This is a genomic window from Oceanobacillus massiliensis str. N'diop (assembly GCF_000285495.1).
Taxonomy (GTDB): domain Bacteria; phylum Bacillota; class Bacilli; order Bacillales; family Amphibacillaceae; genus Oceanobacillus; species Oceanobacillus massiliensis.
The window spans coordinates 708261-726894 of sequence record NZ_HE610978.1; the positions used below are offsets into that span (position 1 = coordinate 708261).

Annotated in this window: 14 protein-coding genes; 4 read left to right on the top strand and 10 right to left on the bottom strand. The window is 41.9% G+C overall.

Annotation, left to right across the window (positions count from 1 at the left end; translation table 11 throughout):
• Window positions 1-19: 19 nt before the first annotated feature.
• From OMHG_RS13375 to OMHG_RS13395, 5 genes are all read right to left on the bottom strand, one after another.
• Entirely contained in the window at window positions 20-1531 is a 1512-nt protein-coding gene (locus OMHG_RS13375; RefSeq protein ID WP_010651391.1) for a tripartite tricarboxylate transporter permease, read from the bottom strand.
• Between the two features lie 12 nt (window positions 1532-1543).
• On the bottom strand, window positions 1544-1993 hold the full coding sequence (locus OMHG_RS13380) for a tripartite tricarboxylate transporter TctB family protein (RefSeq protein WP_010651392.1): 450 nt from the start codon (window positions 1991-1993) through the stop codon (window positions 1544-1546).
• Between the two features lie 37 nt (window positions 1994-2030).
• Window positions 2031-2996, bottom strand: coding sequence for a Bug family tripartite tricarboxylate transporter substrate binding protein (locus OMHG_RS13385; protein WP_010651393.1), 966 nt, complete (start codon window positions 2994-2996; stop codon window positions 2031-2033).
• A gap of 225 nt (window positions 2997-3221) precedes the next feature.
• Window positions 3222-3914, bottom strand: a complete 693-nt coding sequence (locus OMHG_RS13390) for a response regulator (protein WP_010651394.1) — start codon at window positions 3912-3914, stop codon at window positions 3222-3224.
• 36 nt (window positions 3915-3950) lie between these two features.
• Window positions 3951-5582: a sensor histidine kinase gene (locus OMHG_RS13395; RefSeq protein WP_161603067.1), complete on the bottom strand. Its 1632-nt coding sequence runs from the start codon at window positions 5580-5582 to the stop codon at window positions 3951-3953.
• Window positions 5583-5793: 211 nt separating this feature from the next.
• On the opposite strand from OMHG_RS13395, the gene ltaS reads away from it, so the two are divergent.
• A complete protein-coding gene (ltaS, locus tag OMHG_RS13400; RefSeq protein ID WP_010651396.1) occupies window positions 5794-7743 on the top strand; it encodes a lipoteichoic acid synthase in 1950 nt (649 codons plus the stop codon).
• A gap of 167 nt (window positions 7744-7910) precedes the next feature.
• On the opposite strand, the gene OMHG_RS13405 is transcribed toward ltaS, so the two are convergent.
• Entirely contained in the window at window positions 7911-8870 is a 960-nt protein-coding gene (locus OMHG_RS13405; protein WP_010651397.1) for an iron-hydroxamate ABC transporter substrate-binding protein, read from the bottom strand.
• 117 nt (window positions 8871-8987) lie between these two features.
• Here OMHG_RS13405 and OMHG_RS13410 point away from each other — a divergent pair, with 117 nt between their 5' ends.
• Window positions 8988-9995, top strand: coding sequence for a FecCD family ABC transporter permease (locus tag OMHG_RS13410; protein WP_010651398.1), 1008 nt, complete (start codon window positions 8988-8990; stop codon window positions 9993-9995).
• Window positions 9995-11017, top strand: coding sequence for a FecCD family ABC transporter permease (locus OMHG_RS13415; protein ID WP_010651399.1), 1023 nt, complete (start codon window positions 9995-9997; stop codon window positions 11015-11017). The genes OMHG_RS13410 and OMHG_RS13415 overlap by 1 nt, the downstream gene beginning before the upstream one ends.
• Before the next feature lie 279 nt (window positions 11018-11296).
• Here the strand turns inward: OMHG_RS13415 and OMHG_RS13420 are convergent, their stop codons facing one another.
• The 4 genes from OMHG_RS13420 to OMHG_RS13435 are packed head-to-tail and all read right to left on the bottom strand — an operon-like array spanning window position 11297 to window position 16751.
• Window positions 11297-12655, bottom strand: coding sequence for an FAD-binding oxidoreductase (locus OMHG_RS13420; RefSeq protein WP_010651400.1), 1359 nt, complete (start codon window positions 12653-12655; stop codon window positions 11297-11299).
• Window positions 12656-12683: 28 nt separating this feature from the next.
• Entirely contained in the window at window positions 12684-14057 is a 1374-nt protein-coding gene (locus tag OMHG_RS13425) for a YjiH family protein (RefSeq protein WP_010651401.1), read from the bottom strand.
• A 42-nt stretch (window positions 14058-14099) separates the two neighbouring features.
• A complete protein-coding gene (locus OMHG_RS13430; protein WP_010651402.1) occupies window positions 14100-15407 on the bottom strand; it encodes an aspartate aminotransferase family protein in 1308 nt (435 codons plus the stop codon).
• A 15-nt stretch (window positions 15408-15422) separates the two neighbouring features.
• Window positions 15423-16751 carry a sigma 54-interacting transcriptional regulator gene (locus OMHG_RS13435; RefSeq protein WP_010651403.1) on the bottom strand — a complete coding sequence of 443 codons (1329 nt, stop codon included), beginning with the start codon at window positions 16749-16751 and terminating at the stop codon, window positions 15423-15425.
• Between the two features lie 323 nt (window positions 16752-17074).
• On the opposite strand from OMHG_RS13435, the gene OMHG_RS13440 reads away from it, so the two are divergent.
• The gene (locus OMHG_RS13440) at window positions 17075-18622 is read left to right on the top strand and encodes an ABC-F family ATP-binding cassette domain-containing protein (RefSeq protein ID WP_010651404.1); all 1548 of its coding nucleotides are present in this window, start codon (window positions 17075-17077) and stop codon (window positions 18620-18622) included.
• Window positions 18623-18634: the final 12 nt, after the last annotated feature.

Below are 18634 nucleotides of genomic sequence, written 5' to 3' on the forward strand. Positions count from 1 at the left end.
TCCACCTTTCTCCATTTAGTTATATAATCTTTTCTATATTTTCCTCCGCTTTTCTCTCTTTCCTTTTTTGAATTGCACCTATGATCAATGGATACAGTACAGAAATAATAATCAGGGCAACTAGTGTAATCGATACAGGCGAACTGAAGAAAACCCCCATACTGCCATTTGACGATAACACAGCCATCCGGAAATTCTGTTCCATATCGGCCCCCACTATAACTGCCAATACGAGCGGTGCCAGCGGGAAATCCAGCACTTTCATGACTAATCCAAGCAAACCGAAAATGAGCAGCAAATAGAAATCAACTGTACTGTAGCTTAATGTATAGGTTCCTATAAAAGCCATCAGCAGTATGATTGGATACAAGATTTTTGCCGGAGTATCAAGGACCCGAACCAATAACCCTACAAGGGCAATATTAATGATCACCAACGCAATATTTCCGATAAACATACTGTTGACAAATGTCCAAACAAGTCCTGGATCATTTTCAAACAGCATAGGCCCTGGTCTGATTCCCAGCATAATCAAGGCACCGAGCATCACTGCTGTCGTACCTGAACCCGGGATTCCCATCGTCAATAGTGGAATCATCGCACCAACAGATGCTGAATTGTTTGCAGATTCCGGTGCTGCCAGTCCTTCTACTGCACCTTTTCCAAACTCTTTCGATCTTTTGGAAATCTGTTTTTCAGTCGAATAACTGATCATAGAAGCTATCGAACCACCAGCTCCAGGCAGGACACCTACAATAAACCCGATTGGTCCGGCCCGGAGTATTGGCCACATCGACCGTTTCCATTGCTCTTTACTGAACCATATTTTTCCAATCTTTTTCTTTTCCTTCTTCTGTTTATCGATGGACAGGAAATTATACAATACCTCACCGATCGCATATACCCCGATAATAACAATCAGGAAGTCAATACCTTCACTTAAATGAGGGATATCGGCAGTAAATCGGTAGACACCGCTCTGCGTATCAATTCCGATGGTACTGATCATTAAACCAATCACCATTGCTATAAAGCCTTTGACCATCTTGCCTAATGACAAGGAAACGATGGCCGACAGTGTAAGCAGCATTAATAAAAAGTATTCTGCGGGGCCAAACTTAAGAGCAAAAGTGGCCAATGGCTTCGCAAGCAAAATAAAACCAAAGACTGCTAGAACTCCTCCTATAAATGAAGCTACTGCAGATATGGCCATTGCCTGACCGGCCTGCCCTTTTTGTGCCATCGGGTATCCGTCAAAGGTGGCTGCAATTGCCGACCCATCACCTGGTGTATTCAGCAATATCGAACTGCGGGAGCCGCCATACATTGCTCCGTAATAGATAGCGGCCATCAATATTAGCGCGCTGACCGGGTCCATGCCAAAAGTTACCGGAATCAGGACCGCCACAGCTGTTGCTGGGCCAAGTCCGGGCAGCATTCCAACGATGGTTCCTAAGAAGCCTCCAATAACGATCCATACTATATTCATGGGCTGTAATGCAGTTAGTAATCCTTCTGTAAATGCCTCCATTATTACCACCTCCTACGGTAGACTAACACCCAGCAGCTCACTGAATGAATACCATGATACAATCGAAAAAACGACAGCAACGATCAGATTTGCCTTCCATTTTTGAAATCCATTCACTAAAAATAATAATGCACCCAAAAACAGTGCCGTTGCGATCAAAAAGCCAATTGCATCTAGAATGATTGCATAAATGATTCCGAATAAAACGGTCATACCAATCAATTTTACTGTCCTTCCAGAAAGGAGCTCTTTGATTTTTTCATTCTCTTTATCTATATTTTTCAATTCCTGAAACAGGTAGATAATACTGAATATCAAAAGTAGAACACTTAATCCGATTGGAAAATAGATAGGACCATTCGGATTGCCCAGATTTGCTTTAGGCAAATTCATTGCAGCAAACAGAAAAACAAGTCCCAAGACAATCATAAAAATTGGCATCCCTAATTTAAAGGCCTTCATTGTTATTCAGCTCCTTTCTTTGCAGACTGATTCAGGATTAATTTACTAATCCCGAATCATCCACCAGTCCCTTGTATAATTCCTGCTGTTCGTCAAGAAATGCCTTTGTATCTTCACTATTTTTGTAGAAATCGTCCCAGTCATTATTCTCCAGGACTTCTTTCCATTCCTCCGATTGGACCATTTCCCCTAACTTTTCATCCCAATAAGCGACCTCCTCATCACTCATATCAGCTGGCCCCATTATTCCGCGCCAGTGCGGGAATTCCATATCTACGCCCTGTTCCTGATAGGTAGGGACATCCTGCAGCTCTTCCAATCTCTCACTGGACGATATAGCCAATATATTCAGATCTTCTGCCTGATAAAGCTCCTTCACCTCGGACAATGATGTCGTCACAACATCCACATGATTTCCAAGAAGCGCAGTGACAACGTCTCCCCCACCTTCATATACTAGAAAGTCAATCTGTTTTGGATCAATACCGTTCGCACGGACAGCTTGAACGAATGATAGATGGTCGTCATTACCAAGTCCGGGACCAACCCCTACTTTAATAGACTTGGGGTCTTCCTTTAGCTGGTCCATCAATTCTTCTAAACTCCCATACTCTGAATCAGCTGAGACTGCCAGTGATTGCCACTCTGTTGCCAGCATAGCCAGTGGTGTGAAATCATTATAGGTAAGCTGGCTTGTTCCCAAAAGGTTGTTTGTCAAAAGTAAGCTCGAATTAATTGCTAGGTGATGGGCATCTTTAGGCTCTAAGTATGTCCAGCCAACCTCTCCCCCGCCTCCTGGCTTATTCATGACATTGATATTTGCATCAACCAATTTATTATCAACTAATATTTTCTGAACGGAGCGCGCTGTTAGATCCCATCCTCCTCCTGGCGATGCAGGAGCCACAATCTCGATATTTTTGGATGGAAATTCATCTCCTGATGCAGTATTCGAACATGCTGCCAATAACAAAACGAAACAAATCAACATTACTTTTTTCATTCTCTACACCTCTTCATTTCCTGATTTTTATACTGCTGGCCATTCATCATAATGAAATTATTACTATCTTAACGATTGAATCAATTTATGTAAACGTTTACAAAATATTGTTTTTTAAAAATTTAAAATGTATTTTGTTCATTTTGTTCACGGCTTCCTTATTGCTCTTTCTATATAAGAAAAGAGACCTAAGCTAATATATCGCTTAAGTCCATTACCGTTTCATTATAGATTTCCCGTATGGGTCTCCTTTAGAAAATATCTGCGTTCCGGTCTGCCCACTATCCCATAGACACTCTCTGTCTTTAAATAATCAATTCCTACCAAGTATTCCAAATAACGTCTGGCCGTTGTCCGGGAAGCTCCCATTTTTTCCCCTACTTTTTCTGATGTCATCCCACCGCATTCCGATAGGACGATTTGGATCACTTTATCGAGGGTGATGCCATCAATCCCCGGTGGAAGATTCTGTTGTGAAATAAGCGATGAGTCATTTCCAAATATCGATTCCAGCAGCTTTTCATTCACTTCTTTCGTCTTTCTGAGCAGTTGTCTATTTTTTTTGTATTGGCTCATTGTTTGTTTAAACTTATTCAGTTCTACAGGTTTGATGAGATATTGGAACACACCATAACGTAATGATTTCTCGAGAAAAATCTTCTCTGTAGAAGCGGTAATCATAATAATATCCAAACTGGAATGGACCTTCCTAATCTCCTGCAACAGATCCGTTCCTAACATGTCTGGCATATAGACATCCAGGAGCAGCAGATCAACAGATTGTTCACTCAATAAATCAAGGGTATCAGAAGCGTTCATCGCCCTTCCAACAACACACATGCCCTCTATCTTTTCCATATAAGCTTCATGTATCTTTGCAACGCGAAAATCATCTTCAGCAATGATCACATTAATCACTCGAAATCACCTCTCGCTAATGAAGAATTGAAAAAATTATTGCTTAGGAAGAAAAACCGTAAAGATTGTTCCTTCCGCTGAAGTTTCAAACTCAATGGATCCGTCTAATTCTTCCACCTCATATTTCACATTAGACAATCCATAGCCCCTGTCCGCTCCCTTTCCAGAAGCTCCCTTGGAAAAAAGATCCGGGAGAATTTCTTCATTGATGCCGTTTCCATTATCACTAATCTCAAATATGACTTCTTTACCGATATCGGTAGTAAAGAATGTTACTTTGCCTTCTTCTTTATTTGCAGCCGCTTCAAACGCATTATCAATTAGATTGCTGATAATAATAAGCAAAGGCAATAAGGCAAAACGGGAGGGTAGTTTTTCTAAGGAAGAATTTTGATCAATCGTAAATTCCAGCTTATTTTCCGAGGCCTTGGCCAGCTTTCCCAGTAAAATTGCCTGGACCTTTTCATCATGGATATAATTAAAAATAATATCAGCATTCAATTCTTGTATTTTAGTAATTTCCTGAATGAATTCCATCGCTTCTTCTGTCTTGCCCAGTTGCAGCAACCCTAGCAGAACATATAATTTATTCGTAAATTCGTGGTTCTGTGCTCTCAGATCCTCCGAGTACTGCTTCACCTCGGAAATGGTATTGACCATATTCTGTATCTCTGTCTTATCTCTAAAACTTGCTACCGTCCCAATCCTTTTATTCTCTTCTAAAATGGGCATGGTATTGACAATAATCGTTCGTCCATTGTGTTCTATCTCTGCATCATTTGTCTGGATAGGAGAATTGATCATATCGATAATCTGAGATCTATAGAATATTTTATCCAGCTGTATCCCCTTTACCTTGCCTTTCACATGGAGGATATTCTTGGCTGAATGGTTCATCATGGCTATCTTTTCATTTGAATCGACTGCAATGATGCCCTCCTTAACAGACTGGAGTATCGCATTCCGCTGCTTATACAAGGAAGCTATCTCAATGGGCTCAAGTCCCAACGTATCTTTCCTTATACTCTTGGTAAGGATGACGCCGCCGATGATTCCGATAACCAATACGATAAATGCTGCGACTAATATTTTATTGATATCCTTAAAAATGTTCTGGATAATCAGATTCTCATCAAATCGGACAGTAACGGTTCCCTCTATCTGATAATAGGGTCCATTATCGATGGAAACAGGTGCAATTCCTAATAGGGATTTATGATGGTCGAGCGTGACCTTCTCGACATAGGCACTTGCGAATACCAAAGCGCGGTAGGTAAGATTATCTTCTGCAATTACCTTTCTTATTTTGCTTGGGACTGTAGAGTAGAGTACAGCATTTTCGCTTTCCAGCACTATACCTGCCGCACCTGTTTCTTCTATTAACTGTGTTATGGTCAATCTGCCTTCATGACTTAAGCTTTCCGATTTTATTGCCTCTTGTATATGCGGCATATAGGAAATCATCCTGGCTGTCTGTAGAGCACTATGCTCGGCTCTCCTGATTTCTTCCCTGTATTCCAGTGTTGTCAGTGTTATCGTCATTAAGCCAATAATCAGGATAATTAGCGAAATGATCAATCCTAAAATTTTAACCTTTAATGAAACATTAAGAAAGCGCTTCATTTTTCCTCCAGCCCAATAACTTATTCGTTTATTTTTAATATTCATTATATCACTTTTTTGGTGCCTGTCACTTCCCGGTTTTTGTCGAATAATATTCTGATCTAGGGTACAGGAGCGTGCGGGGCTTGCGTTGCCACACTTTTTACATATAAATTGCTTTGACATTACTCCTCTTATTGATATATAATAACATCTTGTTACAAGATTAACTGGATGTAAATTAAGTTAACCAATTGAAAAATATGAGGTGAAGAAAGTGAAGAAATTATTATCTACGAAGATGGGGTTCTTCGCGATCGCTGTAGTTCTTTTTTGGATAAAAACGTATACGATATATAAGTTGGAGTTTGATTTAGGTGTCAGTGGTGCCATGCAAGAATTCCTATTATTCCTTAATCCTTTAAGTTCAGGTTTGATTTTCCTTGGACTTGCATTATTTTCGGCTGGTAAAAAGGTTGGACGCCGGATTATCATTCTCGACTTTATTTTAGGATTTATCCTTTATGCCAATCTGGTATATTACCGTTTTAACAGCGACTTTATTACGATTGCCACCCTTGGTTCCTCGGAAAACATGGGCAGCTTAGGCGGCAGTATTCTGAGCTTAATGACAGGATATGACGTGCTCTATTTCGTCGACATTGTAATTTTGATCGTCCTTTATAACAAGTTTAAAGGGAATTGGTCCATGGAACGTCCGAGAATTCGTAAACCATTGACAGTGCTTTTGGCAGGTTTAATTGCTTTCACTGTTAATCTAGGTTTGGCAGAAGCGGACCGACCGCAATTATTGGAACGTGCTTTTGACAGAAACTATTTGGTTAAATATCTAGGAACCTATAATTTTATCATTTATGATGCTATTCAGAGCTTTGAAACATCGACACAGCGTGTATTGGCCGATAGCAGTGATATTACCGAAGTGGAAAACTACACGAAATCGAAGTATGCAGAACCAAATGCGGAATACTTCGGAACTGGAAAAGGAAAAAACATTATCAAGATTCATCTGGAGTCATTCCAGTCTTTCTTAATCAATTATGAATTGCACGGGGAAGAGGTTACTCCATTCCTCAATTCACTTGTAAATGATGAGAGTCAGGATTTCACTTATTTTGATAACTTTTTCCATCAGACAGAGCAAGGAAAGACTGCTGATGCTGAGCTGATTATGGATACTTCTCTATACGGTCTTCCGCAGGGGGCAGCATTCATGACAAAAGGCGAAAATACTTTCCAGGCATTGCCAGCCATCTTGGATCAGCAGCAGGATTACACAAGCGCTGTATTCCACGGTGACGGAAAATCCTTCTGGAATCGTGATGAAATCTATAAAGCTCTTGGAATCAATCAATATTTCTACGATATCTTTTATGATATGAGTCCGGAGAATGTCATTAACTATGGTTTGAAAGATAAACCATTCTTTGAACAAGCCGTTCCATTAATGGAAGGAATGGATCAGCCGTTCTATGCTCATATGATGACATTGACACACCATCACCCATTTATCGTTGATGAAGGCGAGGCAACAATTGAGCCTGCTGAAACTGGAGATGCCACCGTTGATGGTTACTTCCAGACAGCCCGTTATCTGGATGAATCACTGGAGCAATTCTTTAATGATCTGAAGGAATCCGGCTTATATGAAGACTCGATAATTATGATCTATGGTGACCATTATGGTATCTCTGATAATCATAATAGAGCAATGGAGCAGATTACTGGGGAAGAAATCACTCCTTTGAAAAATGCTGACATGCAGCGTGTACCGTATTTGATTCGTATTCCTGGCGTTGATGGCCAAGGAACCAATCATGAATATTCCGGACAAATCGATGTCATGCCAACATTGATGCATATCCTAGGCATTGATGCACTGGATCATATCGTATTCGGTACTGATATGTTCTCGGAAGACCATAAAGAATATGTACCTTTCCGTAACGGTGACTTTATGACTCCGGAATACAGCTTTGTCAAAGGTTCCTATTACGATAATGAAACAAAAGAAGTAATCGAAGAACCGACAGAAGAAATGAAAAAGACAGCTGAAACAGTTCTTCATGAACTCGAACTGTCCGATAAAGTATTGAATGGCGACCTCTTACGTTTCTATACTCCTAACGAAGAATGGGAACCAGTTAATATTAATGATTACTCCTATGGCGAAGAAGAAACAGAAGAGCAAGATGAAGTGAAATAACATCAGAAACAAGAAAACCGATCAGGAAATTTCCTGATCGGTTTTTTAGGTGCCTTTTTAGGTGCCTGTCACTTCCCGAATTTTGTCGAATTATAATTTGTTCAGGTGGCTCTTCATTAATCTAAGCCACGAAAAAAGCTGCCTCATTATGGAGAGGCAGCTTTCATTTAATCCACTAGAACATCCAGAAGTTCATCGATCGTTTTCTCTGATGCGATTAAGCCTTTATTTGTCCAATTACTAGGATCGTTGATTACATAAACCTGATCATTGGCTGCTGCAGGTGTGCTTTGCCATACATCGCTATTTTCCAAGGTTTCAAGCCCTTGCTCCCCTTCAGTTGCCAATAAAAATACATGGTCAGCATCCAGCTCAGAAAGCTTTTCAATACTGATTGGGTTCCATTGGGCTTCCCCTTCTCCCAGCGATTCGACCAAGGCCGGCTGTTCGATACCTAACTCCGAATAAATTACTTCAGCACTGTGGCGGTTGTGTTCGAATAAGAAGAATTGATTGCCTACCGTCCAAATGGCTGCAACGGTTTCATCTCCAATTGCTTCTTCAAGCTGTTCGCTTGCATCCGCAACCTTTTCTTCATATTCATTCAATACCTTTTCTGCTTCTTCTTCCTTACCAAGTAACTCGCCAAATGTAGTAACTTGACTGCGCCAATCACTCATGGTTTCTTCTGTCATTACATAGGTGGGTGCAATTTTACTATAATCATCATATGTTCCTTCATAGCTTTCCATATTGTTTTCCAGGATAATCAGGTCTGGTTCATGGTTAAGTACCTGTTCTAGTGGAAGATTCCATTCAAGCTTTGGAATTTCCTCTAAATCCTGCTCCAGATAGCCTTGAACAGACTCTCCTATTGCCCACTTGGCAACTGGCGTTACGCCAAGAGCCAGTAAGGCATCCTCATGAAATGGGGCAAGAATCCTTTCTGCATCCGATGGTATCGTAAGTTCTCCCATTGCAGAATCTACTTTAATCTCTGTACTTTCCTCATTGCCAGTGCTTTCAGATTCAGATTGTGAATCATCGCTGCCGCATGCAGATAAAAGGAAAGCTCCGATGATCGCCATACATAAGACTATAGATTGATATTTATGATTTCTGAACATATGTATTCTCCTTTATAATATGATATAATTTATTTAAATCCAATGATAATGATAACCATTATCATTTGAAAAGTCAACGCTCTATTACGCTCTAATAGCTTGAAGCAGGAGGACCACATGTTAACACGTATTCATCGTTCGAATTTAAGTAAACTAATCGTAAATCTTACTGCACTTATTATCTTAATCTTTCTCTGCGGTCTATCTGTTTCTTACGGTTCAACGAATATCGGGTTCCATACAGTTTGGCAGTCCATATTCCATTTCAATCCGGATTTAACCGGCCATCAGGTGATACAGGAATTAAGGCTTCCCCGCACATTCTCAGCAGCATTAGTTGGATCACTGCTTGCTGTTTCCGGTGCAATCATGCAAGGAATGACAAGAAATCCACTCGCATCCCCCTCTGTTTTGGGGGTGACAGACGGAGCAGCTTTTGCCCTTGCAATTATGCTGGCATTTTTCCCTCATGTAAATGGATTGGGAATGACGTTGGCTTCCTTTATTGGTGCAGGAATGGCTGTCAGTCTGATATTTTTGATCAGCTCAGCTTCCAGACATGGATTGACACCCGTTAAATTGGTATTGGCAGGGGTTGCAATCGGGACAATGCTGCGAGCCTTTTCTTCTATTATTTCCTTGCATTTTCAGTTGGAAAAAGAGATGGGCTTTTGGCTGGCAGGAGGGCTATCCGGTACAAGCTGGACATCTGTTAAGCTATTACTGATATCAGGTACAATTGGATTGCTAATTGCTTTGTATATTTCTAAATCGATAACGGTGCTTAGCCTTGGTGAAGAAGTTGCTGTCGGCCTTGGCCAAAATAATCTTATCATTAAAATTCTTGGTGTATTTTCTATACTGATCCTGACTGGTGCCGCCGTTTCCATTGCAGGGGTTGTCGGTTTTGTCGGACTTATTGTTCCCCATATAACCAGGTTTATTATTGGACCCGATTATCGCTGGATCATTCCAACAGCGGCCATCTTTGGTGCATTGCTGCTCGTAGTGTCCGACCTTGTTTCCAGGTTGATCAATGCACCTTTCGAGACACCAGTTGGCGCGATTACTTCTCTTTTGGGCGTTCCTTTCTTCCTCTATTTAGCTCGTGGAGGTGGGAAATAATGCATACACCAGACGCAATGAAACGAAAAAAATTCTCCTGGATGATGGCAGGAATAACAGCAGGAATAATCATTATGTTTTTTGTCAGCCTAAGTACCGGCATCATACATATATCGCCAAACGAGGTGATAAAAACCCTATTTAATAATGGGACAGGCAGGCAGGAGCTCGTTCTGTTTGAATTTCGTTTGCCTGGAATTATTCTTGCTTTATTGATTGGATCGGGTCTGGCAGTTTCAGGAGTAATTTTACAAGGAATCACCCAAAATGAACTTGCCGATCCGGGAATTCTTGGAATCAATACAGGCGCGGGGCTTGCTGTCGTGTTATTTATCTTCTTTTTCCAAAATACGATGGCGCCTGGAACTGTATTAGCTGCTTTTATTATGCCCGTTGCGGCATTTATTGGTGCTGCCTTTGCAGCCCTGATCATCTATTTATTCGCATGGAAAAAAGGTGTCAATCCAATCAGACTCGTTCTGGTTGGAATTGGCGTCAATGCCGGATTCAGTGCCTTTATCACCATTTTCCAGCTAAAAATGGACCCGCAGGATTTCAGACAGGCAACGGTCTGGCTATCCGGGGATATATGGAATGCAAATTGGACATCGGTCCTGTCGCTGCTGCCTTGGATTCTCCTATTGATTCCAATCGTTTTTTACAAGGCAAAATCATTGAATGTATTAAATATCAGCGATGAGGTAGCCACTGGCCTAGGAGCATATGTGGAAAAAGAAAGACGTATATTGATGTTGCTTGCTGTAGGGCTTGCAGGTGCCTCTGTTGCATTTGGAGGAGCGATTGCTTTTCTCGGTCTAGTCGTTCCCCATATTGCAAGAAAGCTGATTGGCCCCATACATCAATTCATTATCCCGCTCTCTGCTCTGATTGGTGCGCTGCTGCTGCTGTTAGCTGAAATGATTGGCAAGAATGTATTATCGCCAACAGAAATCCCTGTCGGTATCGTTGTTGCTATCTTAAGTGCACCCTATTTTGTTTATTTATTGATGAGGTCACATTAGTCACACAGGAAGCTCAACAAAGCGGAACAGCCTGATATGCTGTTCCGCTTTTGGTATTCCAAAATAATTTGGAGGAATCACGTAGACACCTTGGAATTATATATGAATTCTGCGGCAGTGGATGCCGATCACACGCCTACATAGCAAGTGCCCTCGTAGATCATCGATTATTACTGGGATCTGGACAAAGCAGCCCGCCATAATTACGTCGCTGACTCCGTTCGCGGGAAAGTTTAATAATGTTTACATTATAATCTTTACATTAAGAAACTTATCAAATTAAGGCACAAAAATCTTCCCCGGATTCAATATCCCTTTCGGATCATACATTTGCTTCATCCTCTTCATAACTTCCAAAGCCTGGCCATGCTCTGCCTGCTGGAATTTCATCTTACCGATTCCGACACCATGCTCTCCGGTACATGTGCCTCCAGCTTGAATTGCATGCATTACAATGGCATCGTTTGTTTGCTCGGCTAATTCGAATTCGCCTTTTACTTTTGGATTATACATAATACTTGTATGGAGATTACCATCACCTACATGGCCCCAAATAGCTCCATTCAGTCCACTGCCATCCATATATTGGCGGGCAGTGGAAACCATTTCCGGCATTCTGGAGATTGGAACACAGATATCACCGCCGATTTCTTCCATACCTTTCAGATGGGAAATGGCATAATTCAGTTCCTTTCTTGCCTTCCACACTACTTCTTTTTGAAGTGGGTCGTTTGCAGATATCCAGTTTTCTGCTCCCAGGCCATCCATTAATTCTGAAGCATCACGCATTTCCTTTTCGACCGCATTTTTCGTTCCGGAAAATTCAAGGAATAAGGAATGCCCAACAGGAAAATCTTCTCCACTATGATGATTGATCAATTGGATACTAGCGGCATCGATCAGTTCCATCCGCAGTACCTGGATTCCCGACTGCAGCATTTTCTGTGCTGCAGCAGCACACATATCCAATGAGTCGAAGGTACATCTGGCCAGCATCGAATACTCCGGGATACTATGCAGTTTCAATGTAACCTCTGTTATGATGCCAAGCGTTCCCTCAGAGCCTGCAAATAAACCAGTGAGATGATAGCCGGATGAAGATTTCTTCGCCTTTGTTCCTGTATGAAAAATAGTTCCATCCGCGAGAACGACTTCCAAGTCCAGCAGCTGATCGCGCATTGCACCGTAGCGTACGGCGGTGGTACCACTTGCATTGGTTGCCACCATCCCGCCGATCATGGCATCGGCACCTGGATCAACCGAGAACATCAGGTCATGCTTAGCTGCGAGTCTGTTTAACTGCATACGAGTGACTCCCGATTGGACGGTAATCCGCATATCTTCCGGAGAAAAATCAAGGATCTTATTCATCCTTTCAAAATTTATTACTATTCCTCCGTGAATTGGTATTGCCTGTCCCTCCAAACCGGATCCTGCTCCAAACGGGGTTACCGGTATCAGATGTACAGAAGCCACCTCTAAAATGGTTGCAACATCATCTTTGGTTTCCGGAAAGCAGACAATTTCCGGTTTTACGGCAGCATGGATTGACTCATCCCTGCTGTGCTTCATTAATTCTGTTTCATTTTGACTGACTTTATGCTTGCCGAGTTCATCGATAAGCTGTTGTACATACATGGCTAGCACCACCCGGTATCATGTGTTTTTAATAAACGATATGCGCAATCAATGCGATAATCGGCAATGAGATAATAGTACGCTCGATAAATACGATTAATAGATGTGAAAATTTGACCGGAATTTTTGAAATAAGTAAAAGCGTACCCATTTCTGTTAAATAGATGATTTGAACCAATGACAATGCACCAATGACGAACCTGGTGATTTCTGCTTCAATGCCGGATGCCAGCACAGCCGGAAGGAACATATCAATAAAACCAATGATGGTTGCCGGAGCCGCTTCTGCTGCTTCTGGAATCTGCAGGAGATTAAGAATCGGGATCATCGGTTGAGAAATCCACTGGAATACGGGTGTGAATTCTGCAATAATCAGGGCAATCGTTCCAATAGCCATCACCTGTGGCAGTAACACAAACACGATACCAAGGAAAATTTCAGTCCCCTGTTTAAATTGACTTCTGATTGTTCCTGCATTTTTAGCCCGTTTGACCGCCTGTTGAAGACCCCATCTGAATGCAGATGTATCTGCAGGGATTTCCTCTTGGATGTGGCTTGTTTGATAATACGTATCTGAAACCTTGGATATTGGCGGGATTCTCGGAATAATGACAGCACTGACAATCCCGGCTATACAAATCGTAAGGTAGAAAACCGGAAACATGTGATCGACTTCAAGCATACTTGCAATAACAAGGCAAAAAGGCAATGACACGGTTGAAAAACAGGTTGCGATTGCTGCCGCCTCACGACCTGAATAAAATCCATCCTGATATTGTTCTCTTGTTATGACAACCCCGACATTGACATTACCGACCCAGGATGCCAACAAATCAATTGCAGAGCGGCCTGGCAGCGTAAATAATGGTTTAATAACTCCTCTAAGCAGTGTGCCTACAAATTCCATTGCCCCAAAATTAATCAGATAGGGCATAAGATAGGAGGCAACGAAAAACCATACGATGAGGCTTGTCAATAGGCCAAACATGACTTGCCCGGTTATTTCCGAATGGATAAATGTAAATCCAGTTTCAGAATATGTCATTATTGCAAAAATCGTACCCAGGACTCGGACGGCTGTCCAAAAAATCGATACATTAAAAAGCGATGAAAGAAATTCCGAGTTTACTATAAACCTAGGTTTAAAGATAATGGCATAAAGTGTAAGTATTGCAGAAAGAAACATTGTGTACGTAATAATGGCCGGCAGCCAATTCGCTAATAGGTCAATAATGTATTCCGTGATGATTCCTAAAGGTATGTTAAACGAACCACCGTCAATTATGGGGAAAAGGAATATAATTACCCCAAACAAAGAGGGCAGCAAAAACTTCAGCAAATCCTTTTTTGAAAATTTTTCCTCTGCTGCATAAACAACTTTCTGTTCACTATTTGTACTCAATCAAAGTCCTCCTCATTTCTTCTGTTAAACTTTGCCCATCTCTCAGATTGTTTCCAGTACGTCTTCCAGTACTTTGATTCCTGCATCAATTTGTTCTTTGCTTACCGTTAATGGTGGTATCATACGAATGACCTCACCGGCATTTCCGCATAAATAAAACAGGACGCCTTTTTCCAAACAGCCATCCAGAACACGCATAACAGCTTCTCCATCCGGGTCGCCAGTTTTCGGATTTTGCAGAGCGATACCAATCATGAGGCCCACTCCACGGACATCTTGTATTATTGGAAATTTTCTCTGCAGCCCAGCTAGACGGGCAAGCGTATATTCGCCCATCTCCCGGGAATTCTCAAGCAGTTTTTCCTCTTTGATGACTTCGATGGATGCCCTGGCGGCTGCACAGGCAATGGGATTCCCACCAAATGTGGTCGCATGCGTCCCCATCGGCCATTGCTTCATTAATTCCTGGGAGGCGATTGTCACCCCAAGCGGCATTCCTGCTGCAATCCCTTTTGCAACGGCCATGATATCTGGTGTGACATCAAAGGTTTGGGCTGCAAACCAATTTCCAGTACGTCCAAATCCTGTCTGCACTTCGTCAAAAATCAGAAGAATCCCGTAGCGGTCACAGATTTCACGGATCTTTTTCAGCCAGGATTTTGGTGGGATAATGTAGCCGCCCTCCCCCATGACCGGCTCTACAATCATGCATGCTACTTCTTCTGGGTCAACCTGATGACGAAATAATTCTGCTGCTTCCTGCTCTAATTTTTCCGCGAAGAATTCCTCGGATTCCCTGTCTGCTGGACAATCAGCCGGGTTGGCATATGGAAGCTGATAGGTGAGCCATGATGGCTGAAGATACTTACGGTACTTACTTTTAGATGTGGAAACACTTAAGGACCCGATTGTCCGTCCATGGAATCCTCCGGTAAAAGAAATCACATATGGCCGCTTGGTAACATATTTTGCCAGTTTCAATGCCCCTTCTATCGCTTCTGTGCCACTATTTCCAAAGAAGAAATTATCAAGCTTTGGCGGGAGTATTTCCTGCAGATCTGCAGCAAGCTTTAAGATAGATTCATAGATAATAACTCCGGATGGTCCATGAATGAGGTAGTCACTGCTGTTTTTTATTGCCTGGACCACCTTTGGATGGCGGTGCCCAACATTCTCTACAGCAATTCCTGATGTGAAATCGAGATATTTTTTTCCGTCTGCGCCGTAGTAGTAACAGCCTTCTGCCTTCACAACCGGTAAGTTTGGATGGTCCTTTGCCATACTTGGTGCAAGATAGTTTCCTATAGAGTCGACTAATGTCAGCCACTCCTGATCATTATTGTTCATCATGCTGATGCCCCTTTTCTATATGGAATATTTTTTTAGTTTTCGTACAACAGATGGTTGGCTGATTCCCAAAATCTCTGCCAGTTCTGTAGTTGTTTTACAATGCTTTCTGGCATTGATCAATACTTTTTCTTCCACCTTTTCCAGAATCAGAGGTAATGTCTCCCCATCCATTTCCAAAGGTTTTAGCTGTTCGGAATCGTCCATGCGATAATTCAGTGGAAGATTGTCTTTTGTTATCATTACGGATTCGCTCCCAGCAACAAGTCTCTCCATCAAATTCTTTACTTCCTGAAGATTACCCTTCCAGTCTTTCTGTAACAGTTCCTGGAATAGATCATTGGATAGTCGGCGTTCCATTCCGTACTCGGCAGCAAATTTTTCAACATAGATTTCTATAGCTGCACTTAAATCCTCCGGCCTTTCACGTAACGGCTTAATCGGAAGCGGAATCACATGCAGCTTATAAAATAAATCATCCCTGAACCTTTTTGATTGTACTAATTCTTCCATGTCTTCTTCTGTGGAACTGATAATACGAAAGTTCTGATTGCATTGCCGTAGCGATTTCATCAAAATGCCTTGGCCAGTTTTGGAAAGTTCATCAACACCCTGCAAATAGAGCGATCCATCCTCGGCAAGCTGCAGATATCCGGCTTTTTCCGCTCCATGTTCCGTGCTGCCTTTAAGTTCACGCTCAAGAAGTGCTTCTGGTATAGCGCCACAGTTCACTTCAATAAATGGGCCATTTCTCCACTCACTTTCCTTATGGATCAATTTGGCAAGCAAAGATTTTCCGACCCCATTCTCCCCTTGCAGGTGAACAGGAACTTTAAGCGGAGCAACTTTGCTAATTGTTTTAAGCAGTTGCTGCATCGACTTGCTTTCTGCCACGATGCCATCAATCGTTAGAGTCTTCTCACGCAACGTCTCCAGTTCCTCTTTAACTCTGGTCATCTCGCCTTCCAATTCATTCAAATATTCCTGAAGAACAAATAATTCCGAAACATCATAGGAATAGCTGACAACAAACTCAACATCATGGCTCTCGTTGTATAGCGGAATTCCTGTAATCAATACTTTCCGGCCATCTTGTTTAGTCTGAACGAGGACAACTTTTTTCTTTTGCTCCTGAACCAATGGGGTTATCGCCGGTGAAAATATCCCCCTGGCTTCCAGATCATAGACAGATTTGCCAATTAGATCTGCAGCAGACAAATTGTATTGCTTTCCACTGATATGCGAAGCCTTAATGATTTTCCCATTCCGATTCGTGACAATAATGTCCTCATCATACGAATCGATTACCTCTTCTTCAGCATTTGGAAGAAGATAAAGATTGACCATCAAATCTCCCCTTCAAATTATCGAATTATTCAATAATGAATAATTATACGTTTATTGATAATAATTATACAATATTGAATACGACTATGCAAGGTGCCTGTCACTTCCCGAATTTTGTCGAATCTTATTTATCGGTGGTGTTCCTGTTTTTCACCTAGTAAGTTCTCTTGATTTCCTCTATAATTAAAACAAATAAAATTTTAAGCGGAAGTATATTCTACACGTTATATCACCCTCATTGGATTTAGGCTGGTCTCTCCACCTCAAATACCCCAATCGACATATAATGATAGATTTTCTTCACTTTCTGGAGGTTTTTTACAATGAGTTTGCTTACAATCGATTCCCTGAGCCATAGCTTTGGAGACCGCACGTTATTTAAAGACGTATCTTTTCGTCTTGTAGCTGGTGAGCATGTTGGCTTAGTTGGAGCAAATGGGGTTGGCAAGTCAACCTTGATGAATATTCTCACCAAGCAGCTTGTACATGATAGCGGCAGAGTGGAATGGACACCTGGTACAGATTATGGCTATCTGGATCAGCATACGGTGCTGACAAAAGGGAAGACAATCCGAGATGTTCTCCGAGATGCATTTTTGCCATTGTTTCAGCAGGAAGAAATGCTGAATGAAGTAACAGGAAAAATGGGGACTGCTACACCTGAAGAGCTTGAGGATTTGCTCCATCAAATGGGGATTATCCAAGATAAATTGGAAGCAGGCGGCTTTTATAGTCTGGATATTAAAATAGAAGAGGCTGCACATGGTCTTGGAATCGATGCCATTGGACTGGACAAGGACGTTTCGGCACTAAGTGGAGGACAGCGGACGAAGGTATTGCTTGCAAAGCTTTTATTGGAGCAGCCAGAAGTCCTATTGCTGGATGAGCCGACAAACTACCTGGATGTGGAGCATATTCAATGGCTTAGCAGCTATCTGAAGGAATACCCGCATGCCTTCCTTTTAATATCGCATGATACAGAATTTATGAATGGCGTTGTCGATGTCATTTTCCATTTGGAATTTTCCAAGCTGACACGCTATACAGCAACCTATGAAAAATTTCTGGAGCTTGCTGAGATTAATAAAAACCAGCATATCAATGCTTATGAAAAGCAACAGGAGTATATCAAAAAACAAGAAGAATTTATTGCCAAAAATAAAGCACGCTATTCGACAACTGGACGGGCAAAAAGCCGGCAGAAGCAGCTCGCTCGCATGGAGCGGATCGATCGTCCGGAAACGGCAATGAAACCAACATTCAGTTTCAAGGAATCCCGCGGCAGCAGCAGATTTGTTTTCGAAGCCAAGGATTTGGAAATCGGATACGATCAGCCGCTATTTCCTAAACTAACAACCGAAATCGAACGTGGTGACAGAATAGCAGTTGTAGGAAGCAACGGTGTCGGAAAATCGACCCTTTTGAAAACGATTCTGGGGAAAATTGAGCCTCTTAGCGGTAAACGAGAGCTCGGCGATTTCCTTTTCCCATCCTATTATGAGCAGGAAGTCCAGGCTCCCAGCACAACACCAATTGATGAGGTGTGGAATGCCTTTCCGCATTTGGATCAGGCGAAGGTTCGCGGCATTTTGGCCAAAGTCGGTTTGAAAAACGAGCATATCACCCGACCGATGAAACAACTAAGCGGTGGCGAACAGTCAAAAGTACGCTTATGCAAATTGATGTTGAATGAAAGCAACTGGCTAGTTTTTGATGAGCCAACCAATCACCTGGATGTTGTTGCAAAAGAGGAATTAAAACGTGCATTGAAAGAATATAAAGGCACCATCCTCCTCGTGTGTCATGAACCCGAGTTCTATGAAGACTGGGTAACCAAAATATGGAATGTCGAAGAATGGGCAACAAACTAGGTTCCCTAAGGT